The 25595-nt window shown below is 30.2% G+C and carries 31 protein-coding genes; all 31 read left to right on the top strand.

Features of this window, described 5'->3' with window-relative positions:
* Positions 1–14: 14 nt before the first annotated feature.
* Positions 15–1304 carry a flagellar hook-length control protein FliK gene (locus RBU61_RS08070; RefSeq protein ID WP_308879152.1) on the top strand — a complete coding sequence of 430 codons (1290 nt, stop codon included), beginning with the start codon at positions 15–17 and terminating at the stop codon, positions 1302–1304.
* A 14-nt stretch (positions 1305–1318) separates the two neighbouring features.
* Complete coding sequence (locus RBU61_RS08065; protein ID WP_308879150.1) at positions 1319–1756, top strand: flagellar hook capping FlgD N-terminal domain-containing protein; 438 nt, start codon at positions 1319–1321, stop codon at positions 1754–1756.
* Between the two features lie 15 nt (positions 1757–1771).
* Complete coding sequence (locus RBU61_RS08060; RefSeq protein WP_308879148.1) at positions 1772–2152, top strand: TIGR02530 family flagellar biosynthesis protein; 381 nt, start codon at positions 1772–1774, stop codon at positions 2150–2152.
* Positions 2153–2227: 75 nt separating this feature from the next.
* Positions 2228–3619: a flagellar hook protein FlgE gene (locus RBU61_RS08055; protein ID WP_308879147.1), complete on the top strand. Its 1392-nt coding sequence runs from the start codon at positions 2228–2230 to the stop codon at positions 3617–3619.
* Positions 3620–3675: 56 nt separating this feature from the next.
* Positions 3676–3870, top strand: coding sequence for a flagellar FlbD family protein (locus RBU61_RS08050; protein WP_308879146.1), 195 nt, complete (start codon positions 3676–3678; stop codon positions 3868–3870).
* A gap of 21 nt (positions 3871–3891) precedes the next feature.
* On the top strand, positions 3892–4677 hold the full coding sequence (locus RBU61_RS08045) for a MotA/TolQ/ExbB proton channel family protein (RefSeq protein ID WP_308879145.1): 786 nt from the start codon (positions 3892–3894) through the stop codon (positions 4675–4677).
* The gene (locus tag RBU61_RS08040) at positions 4677–5393 is read left to right on the top strand and encodes a flagellar motor protein MotB (RefSeq protein WP_308879144.1); all 717 of its coding nucleotides are present in this window, start codon (positions 4677–4679) and stop codon (positions 5391–5393) included. The genes RBU61_RS08045 and RBU61_RS08040 overlap by 1 nt, the downstream gene beginning before the upstream one ends.
* Before the next feature lie 22 nt (positions 5394–5415).
* The gene (gene fliL / locus RBU61_RS08035) at positions 5416–5829 is read left to right on the top strand and encodes a flagellar basal body-associated FliL family protein (RefSeq protein ID WP_308879143.1); all 414 of its coding nucleotides are present in this window, start codon (positions 5416–5418) and stop codon (positions 5827–5829) included.
* A 13-nt stretch (positions 5830–5842) separates the two neighbouring features.
* Complete coding sequence (fliM, locus tag RBU61_RS08030) at positions 5843–6841, top strand: flagellar motor switch protein FliM (RefSeq protein WP_308879142.1); 999 nt, start codon at positions 5843–5845, stop codon at positions 6839–6841.
* Positions 6831–7997 (top strand): flagellar motor switch phosphatase FliY, encoded by a 1167-nt coding sequence (fliY, locus tag RBU61_RS08025; protein WP_308879141.1) that lies wholly within the window; start codon positions 6831–6833, stop codon positions 7995–7997. Before fliM ends, fliY begins: the two co-directional genes overlap by 11 nt.
* Positions 7998–8020: 23 nt before the next feature.
* Positions 8021–8383, top strand: a complete 363-nt coding sequence (locus RBU61_RS08020) for a response regulator (protein WP_308879140.1) — start codon at positions 8021–8023, stop codon at positions 8381–8383.
* Positions 8384–8386: 3 nt separating this feature from the next.
* A complete protein-coding gene (locus RBU61_RS08015; RefSeq protein ID WP_308879139.1) occupies positions 8387–8884 on the top strand; it encodes a hypothetical protein in 498 nt (165 codons plus the stop codon).
* Positions 8868–9626, top strand: a complete 759-nt coding sequence (fliP, locus tag RBU61_RS08010) for a flagellar type III secretion system pore protein FliP (protein WP_308879138.1) — start codon at positions 8868–8870, stop codon at positions 9624–9626. The genes RBU61_RS08015 and fliP overlap by 17 nt, the downstream gene beginning before the upstream one ends.
* 10 nt (positions 9627–9636) lie before the next feature.
* The gene (gene fliQ, locus RBU61_RS08005) at positions 9637–9906 is read left to right on the top strand and encodes a flagellar biosynthesis protein FliQ (protein WP_308879136.1); all 270 of its coding nucleotides are present in this window, start codon (positions 9637–9639) and stop codon (positions 9904–9906) included.
* Positions 9907–9917: 11 nt separating this feature from the next.
* On the top strand, positions 9918–10685 hold the full coding sequence (gene fliR / locus RBU61_RS08000) for a flagellar biosynthetic protein FliR (protein WP_308879135.1): 768 nt from the start codon (positions 9918–9920) through the stop codon (positions 10683–10685).
* A 14-nt stretch (positions 10686–10699) separates the two neighbouring features.
* On the top strand, positions 10700–11782 hold the full coding sequence (flhB, locus tag RBU61_RS07995) for a flagellar biosynthesis protein FlhB (protein WP_308879134.1): 1083 nt from the start codon (positions 10700–10702) through the stop codon (positions 11780–11782).
* Positions 11783–11793: 11 nt separating this feature from the next.
* Entirely contained in the window at positions 11794–13821 is a 2028-nt protein-coding gene (flhA, locus tag RBU61_RS07990; protein ID WP_308879133.1) for a flagellar biosynthesis protein FlhA, read from the top strand.
* Positions 13821–14912 carry a flagellar biosynthesis protein FlhF gene (gene flhF / locus RBU61_RS07985; protein WP_308879132.1) on the top strand — a complete coding sequence of 364 codons (1092 nt, stop codon included), beginning with the start codon at positions 13821–13823 and terminating at the stop codon, positions 14910–14912. The genes flhA and flhF overlap by 1 nt, the downstream gene beginning before the upstream one ends.
* Positions 14905–15795, top strand: coding sequence for a MinD/ParA family protein (locus RBU61_RS07980; protein WP_308879131.1), 891 nt, complete (start codon positions 14905–14907; stop codon positions 15793–15795). Before flhF ends, RBU61_RS07980 begins: the two co-directional genes overlap by 8 nt.
* Before the next feature lie 4 nt (positions 15796–15799).
* Entirely contained in the window at positions 15800–16462 is a 663-nt protein-coding gene (locus RBU61_RS07975) for a flagellar brake protein (protein ID WP_308879130.1), read from the top strand.
* Positions 16463–17509 carry a chemotaxis response regulator protein-glutamate methylesterase gene (locus tag RBU61_RS07970; RefSeq protein ID WP_308879129.1) on the top strand — a complete coding sequence of 349 codons (1047 nt, stop codon included), beginning with the start codon at positions 16463–16465 and terminating at the stop codon, positions 17507–17509.
* Between the two features lie 2 nt (positions 17510–17511).
* Complete coding sequence (locus RBU61_RS07965; RefSeq protein WP_308879128.1) at positions 17512–19500, top strand: chemotaxis protein CheA; 1989 nt, start codon at positions 17512–17514, stop codon at positions 19498–19500.
* A gap of 12 nt (positions 19501–19512) precedes the next feature.
* Complete coding sequence (locus RBU61_RS07960) at positions 19513–19944, top strand: chemotaxis protein CheW (RefSeq protein ID WP_308879127.1); 432 nt, start codon at positions 19513–19515, stop codon at positions 19942–19944.
* Between the two features lie 11 nt (positions 19945–19955).
* Positions 19956–20570, top strand: a complete 615-nt coding sequence (locus tag RBU61_RS07955; protein WP_308879126.1) for a chemotaxis protein CheC — start codon at positions 19956–19958, stop codon at positions 20568–20570.
* 1 nt (position 20571) lies between these two features.
* Positions 20572–21060, top strand: a complete 489-nt coding sequence (locus tag RBU61_RS07950) for a chemotaxis protein CheD (RefSeq protein ID WP_308879125.1) — start codon at positions 20572–20574, stop codon at positions 21058–21060.
* Positions 21061–21080: 20 nt separating this feature from the next.
* Entirely contained in the window at positions 21081–21830 is a 750-nt protein-coding gene (locus tag RBU61_RS07945; protein WP_308879124.1) for a FliA/WhiG family RNA polymerase sigma factor, read from the top strand.
* Positions 21831–21840: 10 nt separating this feature from the next.
* Entirely contained in the window at positions 21841–23220 is a 1380-nt protein-coding gene (locus RBU61_RS07940) for a FapA family protein (protein ID WP_308879123.1), read from the top strand.
* 11 nt (positions 23221–23231) lie between these two features.
* On the top strand, positions 23232–23561 hold the full coding sequence (locus RBU61_RS07935) for a hypothetical protein (RefSeq protein ID WP_308879122.1): 330 nt from the start codon (positions 23232–23234) through the stop codon (positions 23559–23561).
* Between the two features lie 12 nt (positions 23562–23573).
* A complete protein-coding gene (locus RBU61_RS07930; RefSeq protein WP_308879121.1) occupies positions 23574–23990 on the top strand; it encodes a DUF6115 domain-containing protein in 417 nt (138 codons plus the stop codon).
* Between the two features lie 148 nt (positions 23991–24138).
* Entirely contained in the window at positions 24139–24846 is a 708-nt protein-coding gene (gene rpsB / locus RBU61_RS07925; RefSeq protein WP_308879120.1) for a 30S ribosomal protein S2, read from the top strand.
* A gap of 74 nt (positions 24847–24920) precedes the next feature.
* The gene (gene tsf / locus RBU61_RS07920; RefSeq protein WP_308879119.1) at positions 24921–25568 is read left to right on the top strand and encodes a translation elongation factor Ts; all 648 of its coding nucleotides are present in this window, start codon (positions 24921–24923) and stop codon (positions 25566–25568) included.
* The last annotated feature ends 27 nt before the right edge of the window (positions 25569–25595 follow it).

Here is a 25595-nt window from a genome sequence, read left to right as displayed (position 1 = left end):
AAGGAGGTGAATAGATGAAAGCTATAGTTTTTGATTTCAAACAATCTATAAATACTAATCTTGAAGTGGCTCACAAGGATAATCTTGAAAAAAATAAAGATTTCTCCTCTACTTTAAAATCAATAAATAATAAGATTGATGAAAAAAAACATTCTAATAATAAAAATTTAGCTAAAACAAAAGATCATAACACTAAGAATAAAACAGAAGAAACTAAAGTAGAAGATACAGAAAACTTAGATACAGTAGAAAAAGAAGATAAGAAAAAGAAGATAGCATATGAAAACTTAATGTTTTTAGCTAACAATATGATAAATACTGTAGAAGATGATAATGTTATGGAATCTGCCGAAGGACAAGAAATTTCTATTGAAGCTGATGAGATTGTTTTAGAAAATGAAGATTTAGATATTGAAAGTTCTGAAGAAAATAAAAACATAATTGAAAATGAGTTTGATTTTGAAAAACTTCTAATCAACAAAGCAGACCATGAAAAGGGTAAAGGAAACTTAGGAAATAAGGAAGTTTCAGAGGAAAATGCAAATCTAGCTTATAATGAAATAAAGCCAGAACCCAAAAGTGCAGTAAGGGAAAATACTAAAGGCATAGAGGAGGATATATCTTTAGATAATGAAGTGAACTCAGAACTAATTAGTTCTGTAACACAGGAAGAACAACCTGTTGACTTAGAGAATAATAATTCTAAGGAAATGTCATCTAAAGATAATCTTGAAGCCAATTCAGCAAAGGAAAATAACAAAGAAGATAAAATCAATAATGAACCCTCTTTTTCAGTACACAAACAGAATGTAGAATATACTAAAAAAATTTCAACAGAATTGGAGAAGCCAGAAGTAGTTAATCCTAAGGAAGTTATAAATCAAATAGTGGAAAAGGTTAGAATTGATTTAGCTGGAGAAAAAAATGAAATCAGGATTCAATTAAAACCAGAAGTTCTGGGTGAAATGTTAATGAATATTGAAGTTACTAAAAATGAAGTAATAGCAAAGGTAATAGTAGATAACCAAAGGACTAAAGAAATAATAGAAGCTAATCTGATCCAATTAAGAGAAGAAATAAAAGATACTGGGTTGGAGATTAAAACCTTTGAAGTCTTTGTAGGAAATAGTAGTGACTTTGATAAACATAACCCTAACAAATTTAACTTTAATCAAAATAATAAAAGGTTAAAAATCAAATCGGAAAATAAAAAAGCAATATCAAATTACGAAGACACATCATTAGAAGTATCAAAAAAAACAGAGAATATATACTCAGAAAATGGCCTTGATTTACTGGCTTAGATAGGAGGGTTAATATGAGAACAAATAATGATTATCAAGAATATATTTATAAATTTGGACAACAAAACAATACTCCAACAGAAGATAAAAAAACCAATGATTTAGATAAAGATGCATTTTTAAGGTTGTTGACTACTCAGCTATCTCACCAAGATCCTCTTAATCCTATGGAGGATAGAGAATTTATTGCACAATTAGCACAGTTTAGTGCCCTTGAGCAAATGCAAAACTTAAATGAAAATGTGCAAGATATGGCAGAGGAAATATTAGATGGAATGGATATGATGAATTTAAATCAGATTCAAGCTAATGTTGAGATACTGAAGGAAATCACCAATATAAGAAAAGCGATGGAAGCATATTTAGGAGAGATACCTGGAGATAAAGAACCTGTTGATGGTTCAGAAGACGAAAATGGGAAAGAACAAGAAGATAACACAATAGATGATTAATATGGAGCTGTTCTTATGAGTAAAATAGATATTAGACAACTTGAAAACCGATTAATTACTTCATCAAAACCTACTGAAAGAAAACAAATGAATTCTAATAAGAGTTTTAACCATATACTGGAGAAAATTCAAAATAAAGAAACAGAAATTAAGTTTTCAAAACATGCAACAGAAAGATTGAACAGTAGGGATATGAGTTTAAGTTCAGATGAAATAAATAGATTACAAGAAGCTTTTCATAAAGCAGAGATGAAAGGTGTAAATGATGCTTTAATACTAATGGATGATAAAGCTTTTATAGCAAATATCAATAATAAAGTAATAATTACAACAGTTAATAAAGAGCAACTAAAAGATAATATATTTACTAATATTGATGGAGCAGTAATAATATAACTGGACCAGTAGGAGGTTATGTAGATCTGACTGATAGAAGGTCTATGACTGCTCGAAAAAATGGAGGAATGAAATATGATGAGATCAATGTACTCGGCCGTATCAGGTCTGAGGGTACACCAAGGCAAAATGGATACCATAGGTAATAATATAGCCAATGTAAATACAGTTGGATTTAAAAGAGGACAAGTTACTTTTCAAGAAGTATTTAGTCAAGTGGTAGGAGGAGCTTCTGCACCACAAGGAGGAAAAGGAGGTACAAACCCTCAACAAATAGGTATGGGAGTAACTACAGGGTCGATTAATACTATTCACACTCAAGGTCCAGGACAAAGAACAGACAACGCAACAGACCTTATGATAGAAGGAGAAGGCTTCTTCGTAATAACTTCAGACCCCAATTTAAATAATAAATACTATACAAGAGCTGGAAACTTTACTTTAGATGCAGCTGGAAATCTAGTTACAGCTAATGGAGACAAAGTGTTAGGATATGGAGTAGATAATGAAGGAAATGTTACTTCAGATATAACTAATATTAGAATAAATATGTCAGAGACTCAAGCGCCTACTGCCACAAAGGATGTAATATTTAAAGGCAATTTAGATAGTAGAGCAGAAGAGGGAGATAAGGAATTAATTGATACAGTTATCCATGATTCCCTTGGGAACTCATATAAAGTGACTTTTGAGTTTATTAAAGATAATGGTAATGGATGGGATTATAAAGTTAAAAGAGTGACGGATTTATCTAATAATAATTATGTAGATGCAGACGATCATGGTGGAGCTCTAGCTGGTGTTACCCTAGCTGGAACAGGAGTTGGAAAATTAACTTTTAATAATAATGGTAAGTTAACAACTGCCATAACTGATGACATTACTTTTAAGATTAGTGATACTATTGAGTTTACTCATAATAAGGAAGGAAAAGTAATAGTGGATGATCCTGGATCAGCAACTCCAACTCCAACTCCAGTTCCAAAAACCTCTGGTACATTTGAAACTATAGTTTTATTCGATCCAGAAAATGAAGAAACTACTAAAAATATAACTCAATATGCCAATGAAATGAACTTAAAGCCTTATCCCCAAAATGGTAATGTTTCAGGAACTTTAGAAGGATTTACTATTGATTCCAAAGGTATAGTTTTGGGAATATTCAGCAATGATGAGAAGAAGGTTTTAGGACAATTAATGCTTGCTAAGTTTGATAATCCTATGGGATTACAAAAACTAGGAGGTAATAACTTTATAGACACAAGAAACTCAGGACAGCCACAATTAGGTAAGGCAAGTACAGGTGGACTTGGAGCCATAAGATCAGGTAATCTTGAGATGTCTAACGTAGATATTTCTCTTGAGTTTACTGAAATGATAACTACTCAAAGAGGATTCCAAGCAAATTCAAGAATTATTACAACTTCAGATGAGATGTTACAAGAGCTTGTTAATATGAAGAGATAATATAATACTATAGGGTAGATTTTATCTACCCTATCCTTTAAAAAGGTGGGATAACTATGATAAAAGTAAAAAGGTTAAATAATAAGGAATTTGTAGTAAATAGTGAACTTATACTTTTTATTGAAGCAACACCGGATACTGTTATTACTCTTACTAATGGACAAAAGATTGTAGTATCAGATTCTGTAGAAGATGTAATGGATAAAGTAATTAAATATAAAGGAAAGATACATAGCTTCGAAGGAAGATAAATTTGAAACGAGGTGTAAGGATTGGATATTACGACAATTTTAGGATTATTTCTAGGTATTGGATTTACTGTTTGGGGAATCTTACAATCTGGTAGTTTATTGGATTTCTGGGATTTTGCTTCAGTAGTTATCGTATTAGGTGGTACTGTAGCTGCTACACTTTTAGCCTACCCATTAAAGGAAATATCTACCATAGGAAAGGTATTTCAAAAAGCCTTCTTGCATAAAGCAACATCAGCTAATGAAATAATTGATGATATAATCAACCTTGCTAATGTGGCTAGAAAAGAAGGACTACTTTCCTTAGAAGAATATGCTTCTAAATTAGATGATGATTTTTTACAAAAGGGTATTATGTTAATTGTGGATGGGACTGACCCTGATCTTGTTAGAAATATCCTAGAGACAGAGCTTATGTTTTTAGAAGATAGGCACACTCAAGGACAAGGTATCCTTGAGTCTATGGGAGCCTTTGCTCCTGCATTTGGTATGCTTGGTACATTAATAGGACTTATTAATATGCTTCAGAAAATGGAAGATCCAAAATCCATAGGTCCTAATATGTCTGTTGCTTTAATAACAACATTTTATGGATCTGCATTAGCAAATATTATTTTCTTACCCCTGGCACAAAAATTAAAGGTAAGAAGTAAATCAGAAGTTCTAATTAAGGAACTAATGATAGAAGGACTACTTTCCATACAGGCAGGAGAAAATCCAAGAATAATTGAGGAAAAGCTTAAGACTTTTATACCACCTGAAATGAGAAAGTCTATGGAAAAGGAATTAGGAAGGGAGGAAGCATAGTGGCTAGGCAGAGAAGACGGGAAGAACCAAGTGGAGGCTCACCTGAATGGCTAACTACTTATAGTGATTTAGTTACACTTCTATTATGTTTCTTTATTCTCCTATTTTCTTTTTCCTCAGTAGATTCTGAAAAGTTTCAAAGTATAATGGCCAGCTTTCAAGGTGGCACTGGGGTATTAAGTGGTGGAACTATTTTAGACTTTCCCATGGAATTTCCCGAAGATAATCTAGAGGCTGAACTTGTTGAGATGTTAAAGGACTTAGAAGAATATGCAGAAACTTTAAATCTAGGAGAAAAAATTACTATTAAACCTGAAGAAAGAGGAATTGTCATTAGATTTATGGACAATATATTCTTTGATTCGGGTAGTGCAGAGATTAAAAAAGAATCTTTGGAGATTTTAAAAACAGTGGCAGAAGTTTTAAATCGAGAAGAGTTTTCCACAAGGCATATTAAAGTAGAAGGGCACACAGACTCTGATCAAATTGTAAAGGTGTCAAAATTTCCTACTAACTGGGAATTATCATCTGCCAGGGCAACTAATGTATTAAGATACTTAGTTGAAACTGAAAATATAGAAGGAAATAGAATATCATCTTCAGGATATAGTTATTATAGAGGGGTTGCACCAAATGACACTCCTGAGAATAAGGCTAAAAACAGAAGAGTAGATATTGTAATATTAAATGATGCTTATATAGAATTAGAACCGTAGTAAAATAGAATGAGGTGATACTATGTCGAAAAACACTATTTTAATAATAATTATTATTTTACTTTTATCATTGATTGCTGGTATAGGCGTAGGTATATTTTTCTTTTCAAGTAGAACTACAACTACTGCAAAGAATTTAAAGACCTATTCTTTAACATTAGACGATATGTATTGTAATATCAAGGATAGTAAGAAAATATTGAAATTGAAATTCACGCTAGAAACCACTAGTAAGAAAACTCTTGAGAACTTAACTGAGAAGCAATTCCTCATTAGAGATGAAGCGAATAAGATTATAAGAAACTTAACAGATGAAGATCTGAAGGGAAAAGAAGGGCAAATTAATTTACAAAGTCAATTAAAAGAAAATATTATAGAGTTATTTAATGATGAAAGTATAACTAATATATATTTTGATGATTTTATAATTCAATAAAGGGGGGATTCAATTGTCTGAAATACTGTCACAATCTGAAATTGATGCCCTACTTAATGCTCTTAGCTCTGGTGAAGTAGACGTTAAGGAAATTCAAGAAGTTGACAATACAAAGAGAGCAAAGAAGTATGATTTTAAAAATCCCCAAAAGATATCTAAAGAGCAGTTAAGAACCTTAGAAGTTATACATGAGAACTTTGGAAGATATCTACAAACTTTTTTAACGGGATATTTAAGAGCTCCAGCAAAGACAGAGATTTTAACTGTAGACCAATTCGCCTATAGTGAATATAGTAACGCATTATCTAATCCAGCATTTTTAAATATAATAGATTTTCATCCTTTAAAAGGACAAATACTTATAGATATTTCCCCTAATATAATCTACACGATAATAGATAGATTACTGGGTGGAGATGGATCTGAAAATCAAGAAGTTAGATCTTTTACTGAAATTGAGCTATCTCTTTTAAAGAAAATGATGCAGAAGATAGTAAATGATATTAAGGAAGCATGGAGTAATGTAATAGAACTAAATCCAATGTTGGAAAAGATTGAAACAAACCCACAGTTTGCACAAATAGTTCCGCACAATGAAACAATCGCACTAATAACTATGAATATAGAGATTGGGCTTATAGAAGGAATGATGAATATATGTATTCCATATATACTATTGGAGCCAATATTAGATAAGTTAAATACAAGATATTGGTTTGCGACGTCTACTAAGGAACATTCAGAGAAGGATCTAGATCTTATTAAAACTAGAATACTTCAAACAGGCATTCCAGTAATAGCGGAACTAGGGAATACAACCATATCTGTAAAAGATATATTAAACTTATCCTATGGAGATGTTATTAAACTACCAAATACCGAGCATAATATGGTATCCATAAGAGTAGGAAGTAATATTAAATTTAAGGGTGAAATAGGTGTAATAAATAAAAAAATGGCTGTGAAAATAACTGAAGTTGTAAAGGATGGTGAAATGGTAAATGACCACTGATATGTTATCTCAAGAAGAAATAGATGTTCTTTTAAATGGTGACTCAAGCAACGAATCTACAATTGAATTCGAAGATCATGAAGAATTTTTATCAGAAATGGAAATGGATGCCCTAGGAGAAATAGGAAATATAAGTATGGGCACTGCTGCTACGACTTTATCTACATTGTTAAATAAAAAGGTGAATATTACTACCCCTAGGGTAACTATAACAACTGCAGATGAATTAGCAGATGACTATAAATTACCTTTTGTAGCCATAGATGTTAGCTATAAAGCAGGTTTGGAAGGATCAAATATTTTAATTTTAAATACAGATGATACTAAGATTATTACAGACCTTATGATGGGTAAAGAAGACTTTGATACAGAAAGAGAGTTAACAGATTTAGATTTGAGTGCTGTTAGTGAGGCTATGAATCAAATGATGGGCTCTGCCTCAACATCATTATCTGAAATGTTTATGAAAAAAATAGACATAGAACCTCCAAAGTCTATAGAAATTACTTTTAGTGAAGGAAAACATAAAATTGACTTATTAAATACATCTACTCCAATAATTAAAATATCTTTTAAAATGGTTATAGGAGATTTAATAGATAGTAATATTATGCAATTAGTTCCATTAGAATTTGGTAAAACTTTGGTTGATAATTTATTAGGTTCATCTAGTATTGCTGAAGAAACCATGGTTGAAGAAATCCAACCTATTATAGAAAAAGAACCAGAAACTCCAAAAGAAGTCATAAATGAAAATAATTATAGCGTATCTAATAATAAAGAAAACAATATTGATAGAACTGAGAATATGAACTATAATAATATAGGCAAGGCAAGTGAAGAAAAAGTTATTGTGAAGAAACCAGAATTTCAAAGTTTTGATATATCTTCCAGTTCAACTCATCAAGGTTCAATTGACTTAGTAGGAGATATTCCTGTAGAAATAACAGTAGAATTAGGTAGAGCGCATAAAAGGATTAGCGAAATCTTAGAATTTGGACAAGGTACTGTTGTGGAGCTAGATAAACTAGTTGGTGAACCTTTGAATATATATGCAAACGGAAAATATATTGCAAAGGGAGAAGTAGTGGTTATTGACGATAACTTTGGTGTAAGGGTAACAGAAATTGAAAGTTCAAACAAGAGAATAATTTAATGGCGAAATAGGAGGTCTTTGAAATGTCAAATGGTATATTAGTTGTAGATGATGCATCTTTTATGAGAATGATGATAAAAGATATTTTGACGAAAAATGGCTTTACCATATTAGGAGAAGCAGAAAATGGATTAAAAGCAATAGAAAAATATAAGGAATTAGATCCTGATTTAGTTATTATGGATATTACTATGCCAGAAATGGATGGAATCAATGCAGTAAAAGAAATTAAAAAGATAAATAGTAATGCGAGAATAATAATGTGTTCTGCAATGGGTCAACAAGCCATGGTAATAGAAGCAATCCAAGCTGGAGCGAAGGATTTCATTGTTAAGCCGTTCCAGCCTGAAAGAGTTGTTGAGGCAGTAAAGAAAGTTTTAAGCTAAATAATGAAAACAAAGGGAAATTTATACCTTATATTTACCTTTATATTTTTATATTCATATCCTGTATATGGTTCAGGATATGAAGACGTTAGTTTAGCTAAAACAATTCTACAGTTGATCTTTTATATTATAATTTTTGCCTTAGTTATATTTTTTAGTTTATATGGTACAAAACTTATTGCTAAAAATTTTAAAAGTGTTGGAACAAGTAAATACATATCCATAATAGATATGATAAATATTCCAGGTGGCTCTAAAATTATTATAACTAAGATAAACAATAAAGTATATATTATGTCTATAACTAATAGTGCCACAACTGTTATAGACATAATAGATGAAGAGAATTTTTCTATACGGGATGAAGAGTTTGATAACTATTTAAGCAAATATTTAAAACAAAGTAATGAGTCTAAGATAAATAAAACTGTAATAGGTTTACTTAGCAAATTAAATATCAAGAAGGATAAGGAAGGCAAGGATCATGAAGAAAAGTATTAAGATAATCATAATATCACTTATTTTAGTGATTGTATTTTCAAATTTTGTTTGGGCTGAGCCTATTGTATCCTTATTTGGAAAAGACGTTACTCTAGAAAATAGTAATAATCCACAGAATTATGTATTTTCACTTCAATTGCTTTTTATTTTAACGATTCTTACTTTAGCACCATCATTATTAATAATGATGACTGGCTTTACTAGAATTCTAATTGTATTATCTTTTATTAGAAATGCATTGGGGCTTCAACAAACTCCTCCCAATCAGGCAATTGTTGGACTAGCACTATTTTTAACTTTCTTTATAATGGCACCTATTGCTACTGAGGTTAATAGTGAAGCTATACAACCATATATCAGAGAGGAGATTAGCCAGGATATTGCTATTGAAAGAGGAATGGAACCTATTAGGGATTTTATGTTTAAACAAACTAGAGATAAAGATTTAGGATTATTTCTAAATATGAAAAATATTAGTAAGGTAAGTTCTTTAGATGAAATACCAACACATGTATTAATACCTGCATTTATAATTTCTGAATTGAAAACAGCATTTCAAATCGGATTTATAATATATATTCCTTTTTTAGTCATAGATATGGTAGTTGCCAGTACATTGATGGCTATGGGAATGATGATGTTACCACCAGTAATAATATCTTTACCTTTTAAAATATTATTATTTATATTAGTAGATGGATGGAATTTAATAATAAAATCATTAGTATTAGGATTTAAATAGGGGTGATAGGATGAATAATGTAGATATGTTAAAATTAGCTCAAGATGCAATACGTACAGTACTTTTTGCCTCAGCCCCTATGCTAATAATTAGTTTAGTTGTGGGATTAATAGTTAGTATTATTCAGGCTGTTACTCAGATACAAGAGGCTACTCTTGCCTTTGTACCTAAAATTGTTGCGGTATTTTTATCTTTGCTTTTATTCGGACCTTGGATAATTAAATTAATGGTCCAGCTTACATCGGAATTACTTACTAATATTAACTTATACATATATTAAAGGTGAATAATATGGATATGATATTAGATTTACTTCTTAGTAAGTATCAATTATTTTTATTCGTTATGGTTAGGACATCAGGGATTTTTATTTTTTCACCTTTTTTTAGTTCTCAAAACATACCAAATACAATGAAAGTAGGTTTGACTTTTTTTATATCTTTACTGATAACATCTTATTTACCTACAAGTTCTAATTTCGCTAATGAAGTATTATTATTTATTATATTAAAGGAACTCATGGTAGGAATAATAATTGGTTTTATCTCCTATGGATTTTTTTCAACCTTTTATGTAATGGGTCAAATTATCGATATGAAAATTGGATTTGGTATGGCAAATGTAATAGATCCGCTAAATAAAACGCAAGTTCCGCTAATGGGCAATTTTTACTATATACTTTCATTCCTATTGCTAATGAGTGTTAATGGACATCATTTAATCATATCAGCTCTAGTTAATAGTTATGAATTTTTACCTATAGGAAGCTTTAAATATACTGGTGATACATTAAACCTACTTATAAATTCTTTAGCTAAATCCTTTGAAATAGGTTTTAAGCTAAGTGCACCAATAGTGGCAATAATATTTATTACAGATATAGTTTTAGGAATAATATCTAAGACTATACCGCAGATGAATGTATTTGTTGTAGGAATGCCTTTAAAAGTAATAATCGGACTATTAATTATTATAATTAGTATGCCTATTTTTTTTACTACAGTAAATAGCATTTTAGATTTAATTATTAATGATATTTATAAATTTATTAAGATTTGATTAAGGTTGATACTATGATATTAAAGTTGAATTTACAATTATTTTCTGAAAAAACTGAAAAGCCTACGCCAAAAAAGAGAAGAGATGCAAGAGAAGAAGGACAAATTTTTCAAAGTAAAGAGATCAATACTGTCGTTATTCTTTTTAGTTGCTTTATAGGGATAAAGATATTTGGAGGTTTCATAAGTGGGCAGCTAAAAAAATTTATGGTTGATATTTTTAGTGAAATAAACAATACAGATATTTTTTTAAATTATAATAATCTAATGATTAACTTTTTAAAGATATTAATTGTTTTCGTAACGATATCTTCTCCCATTTTAATAATTGCTTTTTTATCTTCCCTAATTATTAATTACTTTCAAGTAGGATTTTTATTTACTAATAAAACATTAAAGATAAAATTAGATAGACTAAATCCTATAGAAGGTTTTAAAAGAATATTTTCTAAACGTGCTTTAATGGAATTGGTTAAATCAATCTTAAAGCTAGGACTAGTGGGATATGTTACTATAAACTATGGAAAAAATCAAATAACAAGAATAGTAAAACTTTCTAGTCTAGAACCCATAGAGGCATTGGTAAACTTTTCTGACTTACTTTATGGATTTATTGTAAGAATTTTAAGTGTCCTTTTTGTTTTGGCAATTATGGACTATATTTTTCAATGGCGTGAACATGAAAAAAATCTTATGATGAGCAAAGAAGAAATAAAGGAAGAATACAAACAAACTGAGGGAGATCCTTTTATTAAGGGGAAAATAAAAGAGAGACAAAGAAGAATGGCTATGAGCCGAATGATGCAGGATATACCTAAGGCAGATGTAATAATTACAAACCCTACTCACTATGCAGTGGCAATAAAATATGATAAAGATAAATTTTATGCTCCCTATATATTGGGGAAGGGTGTGGATCTAGTAGCCGAAAATATTAAAAAAATAGCTAGGGAAAATATGATACCAATAGTAGAAAATAAACCCTTGGCACGAGCTATTTATGATTCAATAGATATTGGTGATATAATTACTGAAGATTTATATGAAGCGGTTGCTGAAGTATTGGCGTATGTTTATAGCTTAAAAGATGAGATTTAGGAGGATAGGAAATGAAGAGAGGAGATATATTTGTAGCCTTAGCAATAATTGGGATAATTCTTATGATCATAATCCCTGTACCAAAGGGAATGTTAGACTTTTTATTAAGTCTAAATATTTCACTATCCTTATTGATTTTATTATTATCTATGTATGCAGAGGATGCACTACAAATAACTATATTTCCATCACTGCTACTATTAACCACCTTATTCAGGTTGAGTTTAAATGTCTCAACTACAAGAGGTATTCTTAAAGATGCAGATGCAGGTGGAGTAGTAGAAGCCTTTGGAAATTTTGTAATTGGAAATGATGCTGTTGTTGGTTTTATAATATTCCTTATAATTGTACTTATAAACTTTTTAGTAATAACGAAGGGTGCTGAAAGAGTATCTGAAGTTGCTGCTAGATTTACTTTAGATGCAATGCCAGGTAAACAAATGGCTATAGATGCTGATTTGAATGCTGGATTAATTACGGAAGATGAAGCTAGACAAAGAAGAAAAGATGTACAAAAATATGCTGACTTTTATGGTGCAATGGATGGAGCCAGTAAATTCGTAAAAGGTGATGCTATTGCAGGTATAATTATTACAATAATTAATATTGGAGCAGGATTTCTTATTGGAATTGTAGGAAAGGGTATGCCTTTTCAACAAGCGTTACAGCGATATACTATATTAACAGTGGGAGACGGACTAGTAGGTCAGATTCCTGCATTACTTATTTCTACCGCTACAGGTCTAGTAGTTACTAGAGCCGCATCTGAAGCCAACCTAGGACAAGACTTAATTAAACAGTTATTCTCTAATAAAATGATATTATTTATCATAGGTATAGTAATGATGGTATTAGGTCTATTTACACCTCTACCTAAATTTGCGAATATTTTATTAGGATCTATTTTTATGTTCATTGGATTAAGAGCAAACATTTCAGCTAAACCAGAAATGGCGGAACCGGAAATAGCATCTACAACGGAGGCAGAAGAATTAAGAAAGCCAGAAAATGTATTAGGATTATTAAAGGTAGACGATATTGAACTAGAATTTGGATATGGATTAATACCTTTAGCTGATATAGATCAAGGTGGAGACTTACTAGATAGGATAGTAATGATCAGACGTCAAATTGCTATGGAACTGGGTCTAGTAGTTCCAATCGTAAGATTAAGGGATAATATTCAACTAAATCCCAATGAATATATAATAAAGGTAAAAGGAGTTAAAGTTTCAAAAGGTGAAGTATATTTTGATCATTATTTAGCCATGGACTCAGGTATGGGAGAAGGAAATATTGAAGGTATAGATACTACAGAGCCTGCTTTTGGCTTACCAGCAAAATGGATTACAGAAAAGGAAAGAGAAAAGGCTGAAATATTTGGATATACTGTGGTAGACCCACCTTCTGTAATAGCTACTCATTTAACTGAAGTAATAAAAGAAAAAGCTTATGAGCTTATTGGCAGACAAGATGTAAAAACATTAATTGAAAATGTTAGGGAAGAATATCCTGCAGTAGTTGAAGAGGTAATCCCAAAAGTACTGTCTCTTGGAGAAGTTCAAAAAGTTTTATCTAATTTACTTAGGGAGCAGATTAGTATAAGAGATATGGTTAGTATACTAGAAACATTGGCGGATTATGGAAGTATTACAAGTGATACTGATTTACTTACAGAGTACGTTAGACAAAGAATGTCAGGATATATTACTAATAAATATGTTGAAAATAATAGTTTAAATGTAATTACTTTAGATAATGGAATAGAAGAATTGATGATGAATTCTATCAATAAAACTGAAACAGGTTCATACTTATCTATAGATCCTAATAAAGCACAACTAATACTTAATAATACATTTAAAGCTATTCAAAAACTTACATCAATAGGAGAACAACCTATAATACTTACAGCACCAATTGTTAGATTATATTTTAAAAAGCTAACAGAGCAGATGACTCGTGATATAATTGTAATATCTTATAATGAACTTGAATCTTCAGTAGAGGTTCAATCAGTTGGGGTGGTAGTTATATAATGAAGATTAAAAAATATATAGGTCAAACAACTCATGAAGCCATGCTAAAATTAAAAATGGAATTAGGCCCTGATGCAGTAGTATTAAGTACTAAAACTATCAGGGCTAAAGGTCTGTTTGGTTTTCTAAAAAAACCTTTAATAGAAATTACGGCGGGCTTTGAGGAAAAGAATTTATTAAGTAAAAGTACTGTTCATCCATATGAAAAGGAACTAGGTAATATAAATAGAGAGCTTACCCAATTGAAGAATATGATGACAAGCATTTCCATAAGTCAAATGAGAGAAGAAAAAGATAGACTTCCACCTATTTTGAAGGAATTTTATGATATTATGGTGAAAAACGGAGTAAACTCTGAAATAGCTACTGATATATTGGAAAAAAATCAAAAACAAATTAACTTAGAAGAAAAAGATAAAGATACTATTAGGAAATTATTGAAGTTTAACTTAGTTGAAATTTTAGGAAGCCCGAAACCTACTACCATTGATGATTCACAAAAGATTGTTTTTTTTGTAGGTCCTACAGGTGTGGGAAAGACTACTACATTGGCTAAAGTAGCAGCCAGCTTTGTGCTTGAAGATAAACATAAACTAGGTTTAATTACATCTGATACATATAGAATTGCTGCAGTAGAACAATTAAAAGTTTATAGTGATATTTTACAACTACCTTTAGAAGTTGCATATAATAAAGTCGATATGGAAAAGGCACTTCATAAATTTAAGGATAAAGATATTATTTTTATAGATACTGCTGGAAGAAATCATAACGATATTGAACAAATACAAGAATTACAACAGATTATAGATACCACCCATGTTAAGGATATCTTTTTACTGATTAATGCAAATATAGATTGTAAGGTATTAAAAAACTTAATAGAAAAATATAGTTTTTTAGATAATTATAGATTAATAATTACTAAAGTAGACGAAGCCGAAAATTACGGAAATATTTTAAATATCAGGTATATTACAAATAAGGAACTTTCGTATTTAACAATAGGACAAAATGTACCAGATGACATTCAAATGGTAGATGTTGATCATATTGCTGAAAAGATTATTGGAGAGAATAACAATGAATGATCAAGCAAAAAACTTGAGAAATATTATGAAGTCTAAGACTATGAACCAAGAGGAAATATCAGTAGTAAAGAATAGGGCTAAAGTAATTTCTGTATCTAGTGGTAAAGGTGGAGTAGGCAAGACTAATTTTGCTATTAATTTTGCCATATCTTTAAAGAGATTGGGCTATGAGGTAGTCATAATTGATGCAGATATAGGATTAAGTAATATTGAGATACTGGCTGGAGTTAATATTAACTATACCATATCGGATATAATATTTTCTAATAAAGATATATTTGAAATAATGGCTGCTGGCCCTGAAGGAGTAAAGATTATTTCCGGAGGTTCTGGTTTAAAAGAGTTAAGTTTATTAAAGGACGATAATTTTTCAAAGTTAATGGAAGGAATGGAGAAGTTACAATCCTGTGCAGATTATATTATAATAGACACAGGAGCCGGAATTTCAAAAGCTGTAACTGATTTTATAATGGCATCTGATGAAACTATAATAATTTGTACCCCAGACCCAACATCCCTTATGGATTCTTATACATTAATAAAATCCATATTTTATACAGGATTTATAGGACCTATAAATATAATTTGTAATTTAGTCAACAGCAGAAATGAAGGAAAAGAAATATTTGACAAACTCTATAATGCTGCAAATAAATTCTTACAGATAAATATTAATTATTTAGGGTATATAGAGAGAAGTGAATTAGTTAATAATGCTGTAAGAAAGCAGATACCTTTTACAATATCTAATCCTAATAATTCTATTTCGAGAAAAATAAATGTAATTGCTATGAGTTTTCTCGGTAGCAAATCTTTGGAAGATGAAAATACGAAAAAAAGCTTCAGTAAAAAAATAGTAGATATTTTTAGAGGGAAGAGGTGAATAAGTGAGTTTTAGAGCTGATTATTTAAGTATAGGTTCAAAAATTGATATTATTAAACCTAACGACAAAAGTGTTACATATCCATCACAAATTTTAGATATATTGGAATCAAATGAAATGATAATTAGCGGACCAATTAAACAAAGTAATTTAGTTTTGCTACATAAAAATGAAAAAATATATATATCTTATAATGTTGAAAATAAGGGAAAATATTTATTCACAGCCAAAATATTAGCTAGAAATCTTTCATCTATTTATACTTTGACTATAGAAAGAATATCAGAAATAAAGAAGATTCAGTTGAGGGACCACTATAGACTTTTAACGAGGTTAAAAGTAGAAAAAGAGCATTTAATAGCTCAAGGTGATAATATTGAGAAATTTTATGAGCATTGTGAAACTAAAGATATTTCAGGTGGTGGAATGAAGCTTAACTGTAATTACAAACATAAAGAAGGAGAAGAAATAGTATGTTCCTTTAATGTAAATGGAGAATCTATAAAGATAAAGGCTAGAGTTATACGGGTGGAAGAATTGAATAGTTTTAATTACAAGTATAGCATGGGTATCAAATTTTTAGAGATTGAAAGTGAAATGAGAGATGAAATTATTAAATATATTTTCGAGCAACAGCGAATTTTAAGGTTAAAAGGATTGATATAGATGATTAAAGTTTTAGTAGTAGATGATTCTGCTTTAATTAGAAAAATATTAACAGATGTATTAATACTAGATAATGAAATATCTGTAGTAGGTACTGCCAAAAATGGAAAAGAAGCTTTGGAAAAAATAGAAACACTGAAGCCTGACATAGTAACATTAGATATTGAAATGCCGTTAATGGACGGGTTAACAACATTAAAACATATTATATCTAAATATGATTTACCTGTTATTATGATTAGCTCCTTAACAGTAGAAGGAGCAGAATTAACACTAAAAGCATTAGACGAAGGAGCAATTGATTTTTTATCAAAGCCTACTAATATATTTAGTCTAAGTCAAGATGAAATTAAAAATGAGATCATTGAAAAGATTAAAGCAGGTGCGAAAGCAAAGCCTAATATTAGGCAATCCGCCAAGAAAAAAAATATTCCAAAGCCACTATTTGAAAAACAAACCCTAGTAGATAAAAAATTTGACAATATTATAGCTATTGGAACATCAACGGGAGGACCTCGAGCGTTACAGACCTTACTCCCAGAATTTCCTAAGGATATTAATGCTAGCATTGTTATAGTACAACATATGCCACCTAAGTTTACTAAATCTTTAGCAGAAAGATTAAATTCTATTTCAAATATTAAAATCAAGGAGGCTGAAGATGGTGATATACTTTTAAGGGGACATGGATATATTGCACCAGGAGATTATCATATGGAAGTTGTAAAGATGGCAGATAATCTTGTAATAAAGTTAAATCAAGAATCTAAAGTAATGGGATTAAGACCTACAGTTGATAGAATGATGGAATCCGTATCTAAAATAAAAGGTTATTCAAAGGTTGGAGTTATTTTAACAGGAATGGGTTCTGATGGAACAAAGGGCATAATTGAAATGAAAAAAAATAATAGTTACACTGTAGCTCAAGATGAGTCCACATCTGTTGTCTTTGGTATGCCTAAATCAGCTATTGCTACAAATTCTATAGATAAAATTTTGCCTTTGGAACAAATAGGAAAAGAGATAGTCAATAAATTGGAGGTGTAGAAATGGATTTAGATATCGGTCAATATATAAATATATTTGTAGAGGAAGCAAAAGAGCATTTGCAAAATATGAATGATGTTTTACTAGAGTTAGAAAAAGATTTTTCACATATAGAAAATATAAATGAAATCTTTAGAGTTGCTCATACATTAAAGGGAATGTCTGGTACCATGGGATTTCATAATATGGCTAATCTAACCCATGAGATGGAAAATGTTTTACAAGCAGTAAGAAGTAACGAAATAAAACTCTCAGAAGATATAATCGATATTCTATTTGAATGTTTTGACGCATTAGATTCTTCAGTAAGCACTATTATCAGTGAGGGAGTAGAAAATAGCGATACGAACGAACCATTAATAAGTAAATTAAGAAATATATTAAGTAAAGAAAAGGATATTGATATAAGTGCAGAACTAGAGGTTGAAGAAAAAGATAAAATCAACGACTTTATTATGGAGGCGGTAAAGAAAGCAGAAGACGAGGGGCTATCCATATATACAATAGATTTTACTTTAAGTGAATCCTGTATGTTAAAATCAGCAAGAGCCTTCATAGTATTCAATACTTTAGAAACATTTGGTGAAATTATTTATTCTAATCCTTCTGTAGAAGATATTGAAGACGAAAAATTCGAATTTAATTTCTCTGTTATTATGGTAAGCTCTAATGAAAAATCAGATATATTGAAGGAATTAAAGCAAATATCAGAAATAGAAAAAATTGATTTATTAGACTTTGAAAATGTAGATTACGAAGAAGGAAGCATTATAGATGAAAGTAAGACTACTAATACAAGTCCTCAAAAGAATGATAAAAATGAAAAGTCTAGTGGACATCAAGGAAAGGTCGGCAAAACTGTCAGGGTAGATATTGAAAGATTAGATAATCTAATGAACTTAGTCAGTGAATTAATAATAATCAAAACTAGAATGGACGACTTAAGTGAAAAAACCACTGGTGAGAATATAACAGAAACAATAGAATATCTAGAAAGAATAACTACTAGTCTACATGATGCCGTGATGAAGGTTAGAATGGTTCCTATAGAAAGAGTATTCAATAGATTCCCAAGACTAGTAAGAGATTTGTCTAAAGAACTTGGGAAAGAAATAGCATTGGAAATGAGTGGAGAAGAGACAGAGGTTGATAGAACTGTAATAGATGAAATAGGAGATCCTTTGATTCATTTAATTAGAAACTCTATTGACCATGGAATTGAATTACCTGCTGATAGATTAAAAAATGGAAAAGATGAAAAAGGTACTGTTGTTCTTAAATCTTACCCCGATGGAAACAATGTTGTAATCGAAGTTGAAGATGATGGTAAAGGTTTAGATCACAATGTCATTAGGAATAAAGCTATTGAAAAAGGGATTTTAGATGAAAAAGAAGCTGAAAGTTTATCAGTGGAAGATAGTATTAGCCTATTATTTGAAGCTGGTTTCAGTACGTCAGAAACTATATCAGATGTTTCTGGCAGAGGAGTAGGACTTGATGTTGTTAAAAGCAAAATTGAGGCAATAAATGGCAATATAGAAGTCGTTAGCAGTAAAGGAAAGGGTACTAAGTTTATAATTAGAATTCCTTTAACATTGGCAATAATCCAAGCATTGCTTATAAAATTAAGTCATGAAATATATGCTATCCCATTAAGTTCTATTACTGAAATAATAAATATATCCCAAAGTCAGATAAGGGATGTACAGGGTCAGGAAGTTGTACTTTATAGAGGTATGACTTTACCAATTATAAGATTGAAGAATGTACTTGATATTTCAGATGATGATGAAAAAGAAGATTTAATAGTTGTAGTAGTTAAAAAAGGGGACAAGCAAGCAGGTCTAATAGTTGATAATTTAATTGGACAACAAGAAATAGTTATTAAAAGCTTAGGAAAATATTTAAGTGGAGTTAAATATTTATCTGGCGCTACAATTTTAGGTAATGGAAATATTTCATTGATATTAGATGTTAATTCACTAATATAAGGGGGAGACAATATGACTGATACAATAGATAATAAGTATGTAGTATTTAAATTAGAAAAGGAATATTATGGAATCCCAATTAGTAAAGTTATTTCTATAGAAAAGATGGAAGCATCTACTAGAATCCCTAATGCTCCAAATCATGTTAAAGGAGTTATTAATTTACGAGGGGAAGTTATTCCAGTAATTGATTTAAGATTAAAACTTAATATGGAATCAAAAGAGATAAACAATAATACTCGTATAATTATAGTTTCAGATGAAGATATTTTAGCAGGGTTAATAGTTGACTCATCTTCAGAAGTTATAGAAATAGATAAAGAGAATATAGATAATACTCCTGTTTCTCCTGATAACGAATATTTATCTTATGTATGTGGAATTGGTAAATTAACTGATAGATTAATAATATTATTAGAGCCATTAAAAATACTTGAGTATTAGAGGTGGATTATATGACTATTAATGTGGAAAATCTAAATAATTTTATGATAGACATACTTAAGGAGTTAGGAAATATAGGAGCGGGAAATGCTGCCACTGCTTTGGCAAGTATGATATCTAAAAAGATAGATATGAGAGTGCCTAATGTTAGGATTATGGAGTTTAAAGATGTTGCCCAAATATTAGGTGGAGAGGAAAACTTAGTAGTTGGAATTTACTTTGAACTTTTAGAAGATGTAGTAGGTAATATGATGTTTGCATTAGACTTGGACTCTGCCATTAATTTAACAAACTTATTATATAATAGAGAGAAAAAAGGTAAAGAGCTTGATGATATGGATATATCAGCTTTATCAGAGGTAGGAAATATTATAGCATCATCCTATGCAAATTCTTTATCTTCTCTTACAGGGTTAAATGTTTTTATATCTATTCCCTCAATTTCTATAGATATGGCAGGTGCTATTCTTAGTGTACCAGCTATTCAATATGGACATATGTCAGATCATGCCTTGATGATAGAAACAGTCTTTGAAGAAGAAAGAAATCTTGTATCTGGAAATTTATTTTTCCTTCCAGATTTAGATTCTTTTGATAAAATATTAATTGCATTGGGAGTAAAGTAGAATGGATGTAAAAACTATAAAAGTTGGAATGGCAGATCTGAATGTAACTAAATCTCCTAATTTTTTGACCACATTAGGATTAGGTTCTTGTGTAGGAATTATATTATATGATAAAGCGAATAAAGTTGCAGGACTAGCTCATATTATGTTGCCCTCCAGTAGGGAAATAAAGAATAATGAAAATAAAGCTAAGTTTGCAGATACAGGTATTGAAGAATTATTAAATTCAATGATTAAAATGGGTGCAAACAAGAACAATTTAATAGCTAAAATAACTGGTGGTTCTCAAATGTTTAATTTTAATTCTAATAATGACATTTTAAAAATCGGTGAAAGAAATGTAGCTGCTACTAAAATGAAGTTAAAGGAGTTAAATATTAAAATAATTTCAGAAGATACAGGTGGAAATTTTGGTAGAACTATAATATTAAATTCTACAGACGGTTCATTGCAAGTTAAGACAATTGGCCATGGAGAAAAAATAATATAATTTCCATGGGGGGAAATAAGATGGATATTAAAAATTTATGGATAGAGTACGATCATACCAAAGATAAAGAAATAAAGAAATCTTTAATAGAAAATTATGTTGGTTTAGTAAAAATTGTTGCAGGAAGAATGTATAATTTTTACGGTAGTAAAATAGAGTATGATGATTTATTAGGATATGGTATATTAGGTTTAATAGATAGTATAGACAAATTTGATATAACTAAAAATATTAAGTTTGAAACCTATGCGCAAATCAGGATAAAGGGATCTATAATTGATAGTATTAGAAAATTAGATTGGGTACCAAGATCTTTAAGGAAAAAATCAAAAGATGTTCAAAGTTCAATATCATATCTTGAAAATGAATTAGGAAGAAGTCCAAATAACGAAGAAATTGCATCTCATTTACAGATTTCATTAAATGAATTAGAGTTGCTATTATCTGATATAGCTACATTTAATATTTCTTCCTTGGAGGAAATATTACTAACAAAGGGAGATTATTCCCTAGAAGTTGAACATGATACAGTAACTCCAGAGGTAGTCTATGAAAGAAAAGAACTAAAAGAAATATTAGCAAACTCCATAGATTCCTTAAATGATAATGAAAAAATGGTAATTTCTTTATATTACTATGATGAGCTAACTTATAAGGAAATAGGACATATTATGGAACTTTCAGAATCCAGAATTTCGCAAATACACAGCAAAGCTATTTTGAAGATTAAGAATTCATTGGAAAAAAGAGGTATAGTTAGAGGATTATAGGAGGTGGAGTATGTATAATATACATAACAATATAATTCTAGAAATTAGTAAAGATGGATTATTTGGTTATATAACTTTAAAAGCAGGGGATAGTCAAGAGGATACGAACTTAAATTATATTGAAATACTAAATAATATAAAAGAATATATTAAATATGGTCTAGATGAAGAAACTTTAAGAAGAACTCTAAACAGCAATATAATTAATGAAAAAACGTGCATTGCCGAAGGAACGCCACCTATTAGTGGAAAAGACGGCAGTATAAAGTATCATTTTGATTTAGAAAAACCCTTACTGCCTAAATTAAATCAAGATGGGACTGTAAACTATAAAGACCTAGATGCACTTAATACTGTAGAGGCCAATGATATTTTGGCTGAAATTATACCTCCAAGAGAGGGAGTAAATGGAACAAAGGTAAATGGTGAGCCAATACCCTATGTTAGGGGGAAAGTACCCAAGTTTAGATATGGTAAAAATGTAAGTGTTTCTTTTGATGGTACTTTTTTAAAGGCAGAATCCAGTGGTCTAGTAGAATTAAGTGGTGGTAGAGTTATAGTATCACCTGTATTAAGTATAGAAAATATAGACAGTAGTACAGGCCATATAGATTTTAATGGAAATGTAATTGTAAATAAAGATATATTAAATGGATTTATTTTAAAATCTACTGGCTCTGTTGAAGTAAAGGGAGCATTAGAAGGGGGCTATATCGAATCAGAAGGTGATATTCTAGTACGTCAGGGAATTCAAGGATATAGTAGGCTAACTATAAATACTAAGGGAAACATTTCTACTAAATTCATTGAAAACTCTGTAATTAACTGTGGAAAAAATATAACGGCTGAAGCTATTATGCACAGTAATGTTGCTTCCAAATCTAATATTATTGTCTTAGGGAAAAAAGGGCTAATTGTGGGAGGAAGCTGTAAGGCAAAAAACGAGATTAGGGCTAGAATCATAGGCTCATCTATGGCTACTACTACTATATTAGAAGTAGGTGTTGACCCTGATATTAAACATAGATATGATGGTTTAAGTGAAAAACTAAAATCATCTAAAGATAATTTAGAAAAAATAAATCAATCTTTAAAGGTCTTAGAAACACTAAAACGTTCCAATAAACTAGATGGTAGCAAGAGCCAATTATACAGTGATCTTGTTAAAGGACAACTTACATTAAATATGGAAATTGGGAAAACAGAAAGAGAACTAAATCAAATAAAAGACCAGATGACTAATCTATCGAGGGGACAAATAATGGTTGCAGATACTATCTATCCTGGAGTTAAAGTTATAATAGGAGATAGCTATATGTACATAAGGGATGAAATGAAGAGATGCAGATTTTATAGAGAAAATGGCGAAATAAGAGTAGGAACATATTAAGGGGTGATAGTATGTCCATTAAACCCATTGACCATAATGTAATGCTTCCAAGAACTCAAGAACTGTCGAGCAATAAACATATACAAAATATGAAAAATAGAAATATTGTAGAAAGTGGATTTATACAACAAGAGAAGAATATAAACAGGAATAAAAAGAAAGTCATAGATACAGATAAAAGCAGCAATACAAGAGTTAGAGATGAAGAACGACATAAGGAGCAAGAAAACTCACGTAATAAAAAAAATAAGAAATCAGATTCTATTTCTGAAGATAGGGAAGAAATAAAAGAAAAAAATAAATGTAAAAATATAGGAAGTAATATTGATATACGTATATAATAGAGGTGCGACATGTTAAATATCATTTTAAATATAATAGGGTTGATTCTTATTGCTTTTTCAATCTGTGTCATAGGTAAAAATACTAGAAAACAGAAGAAACTAGTAAATGATTTAAAGACAATAGAAGATAAGCTAAAGGAATATCATAGATTTACAGAAGAAATTGCTGGAAGCTTTGATGATATAATTAAATATAAACTGGATACAATAGATACTAAAATAGATAATACATTAGATAATAATATTTTAAGAGATAAAGATGAAAAAAGTAATGAAACAGATGAAGCATTAAATTTATCGTCTATTCATACAAAGGTCATTGAATTAAAAAAGATTGGCTTAACAAATGAAGAGATAGCAAAGAAGTTAAATAAGGGAATTAGAGAAATTGAAATCATATTAAAAATGTATGAAATAAAAAAATAGACATATTTATACAAAAACGTTGATTTACAATTAACCATGTGTTATACTACTATAGTGATTACACACATCCCCTGACAGTAAAGGTGGTGCCTAAGGGTTCCTTTATTGTATGAAAGGGATGGAGGAAAAAAACTTGGAGGTGAATAGTATGTCAGTAATTACAATGAAAGGTTTATTAGAAGCAGGAGTTCATTTTGGACATCAAACTAGAAGATGGAATCCTAAAATGGCACAGTATATTTTTACTGAAAGAAATGGAATCTACATTATTGACTTACAAAAAACAGTTAAGAAGGTAGAAGAATCTTATGATTTCATTAAGGAAATCGTTGCTAATGGTGGAGAAGTTTTATTCGTGGGTACTAAAAAACAAGCTCAAGAAGCAATCGAAAGTGAAGCACAAAGATGTAATATGCACTTTGTTAATCAAAGATGGCTTGGTGGTATGTTAACAAACTACAAGACTATTAGAAATAGAGTTGATAGACTTCACGAACTAGGTAAAATGGAAGAAGAAGGAATATTTGATGTATTACCTAAAAAAGAAGTTATCAAATTAAAACACGAAGAAGAAAGATTAGAAAAATTCCTAGGTGGAATTAAAAATATGAATAGAATACCAGATGTTCTATTTGTTGTAGATCCAAGAAAAGAAAGAATAGCAGTAAAAGAAGCTCATATTCTTGGAATTCCTGTTGTTGCCATAGTTGATACTAACTGTGATCCAGATGAAGTTGATTATGTTATTCCAGGTAATGACGATGCAATAAGAGCAGTTAAGCTATTAACTGAAACTGTAGCAAATGCAGTTTTAGAGGCTAAACAAGGAGAACAAATAGAAACAGCAGAAGAGTAAAAAAAGTAGGGTAAGAGTTAAAGGGGTGGTTCCTCTTATGCTCTTACCATTTTTAACAATATAGGAGGGATAAAATGAACATTAGTGCTTCAATAGTAAAAGAATTAAGAGAAAGAACAGGCGCTGGAATGATGGATTGTAAAAAAGCCTTAGTAGAAACCAGTGGTGATATAGAAAAAGCTATAGACCTATTAAGAGAAAAAGGACTATCTAAAGCTGCGAAAAAATCAGGTAGAATAGCGGCAGAGGGATTAGTAGAATCATATATCCATAGTGGGAGAATAGGAGTTTTAGTAGAAGTAAACTCTGAAACAGACTTTGTTTCTAAAACTGAAGAATTCCAACAATTTGTTAAAGATATAGCTATGCAAATTGCAGCTTCAAATCCAAAATATGTATCAAGAGAAGAAGTAAGCGAAGAGGAAGTAGCAAGAGAAAGAGAAGTACTTACTCAGCAAGCTATGAACGAAGGTAAGCCAGAGCACGTTGCAGCTAAAATGGTTGAAGGTAGATTAGAAAAATACTTTGAACAAATATGCTTATTAGATCAAAACTTCATTAAAGATCCAGATGTTAAGATCAAAGATTTATTAAATGAGAAAATTGCTAAAATAGGTGAAAACATAAAAATAAGAAGATTTGTAAGATTTGAAGTTGGCGAAGGAATCGAGAAAAAAGAAGAAAACTTTGCTGATGAAGTTGCAAAGCAAATGAATATGTAATTAAATGGAGAACAGATAATTGTTCTC

It is taken from the genome of Tissierella sp. MB52-C2 (assembly GCF_030931715.1).
Taxonomy (GTDB): domain Bacteria; phylum Bacillota; class Clostridia; order Tissierellales; family Tissierellaceae; genus Tissierella.
Note: the sequence above shows the minus strand (reverse complement) of the source record. Positions and strands in the feature narration are given on the sequence as shown.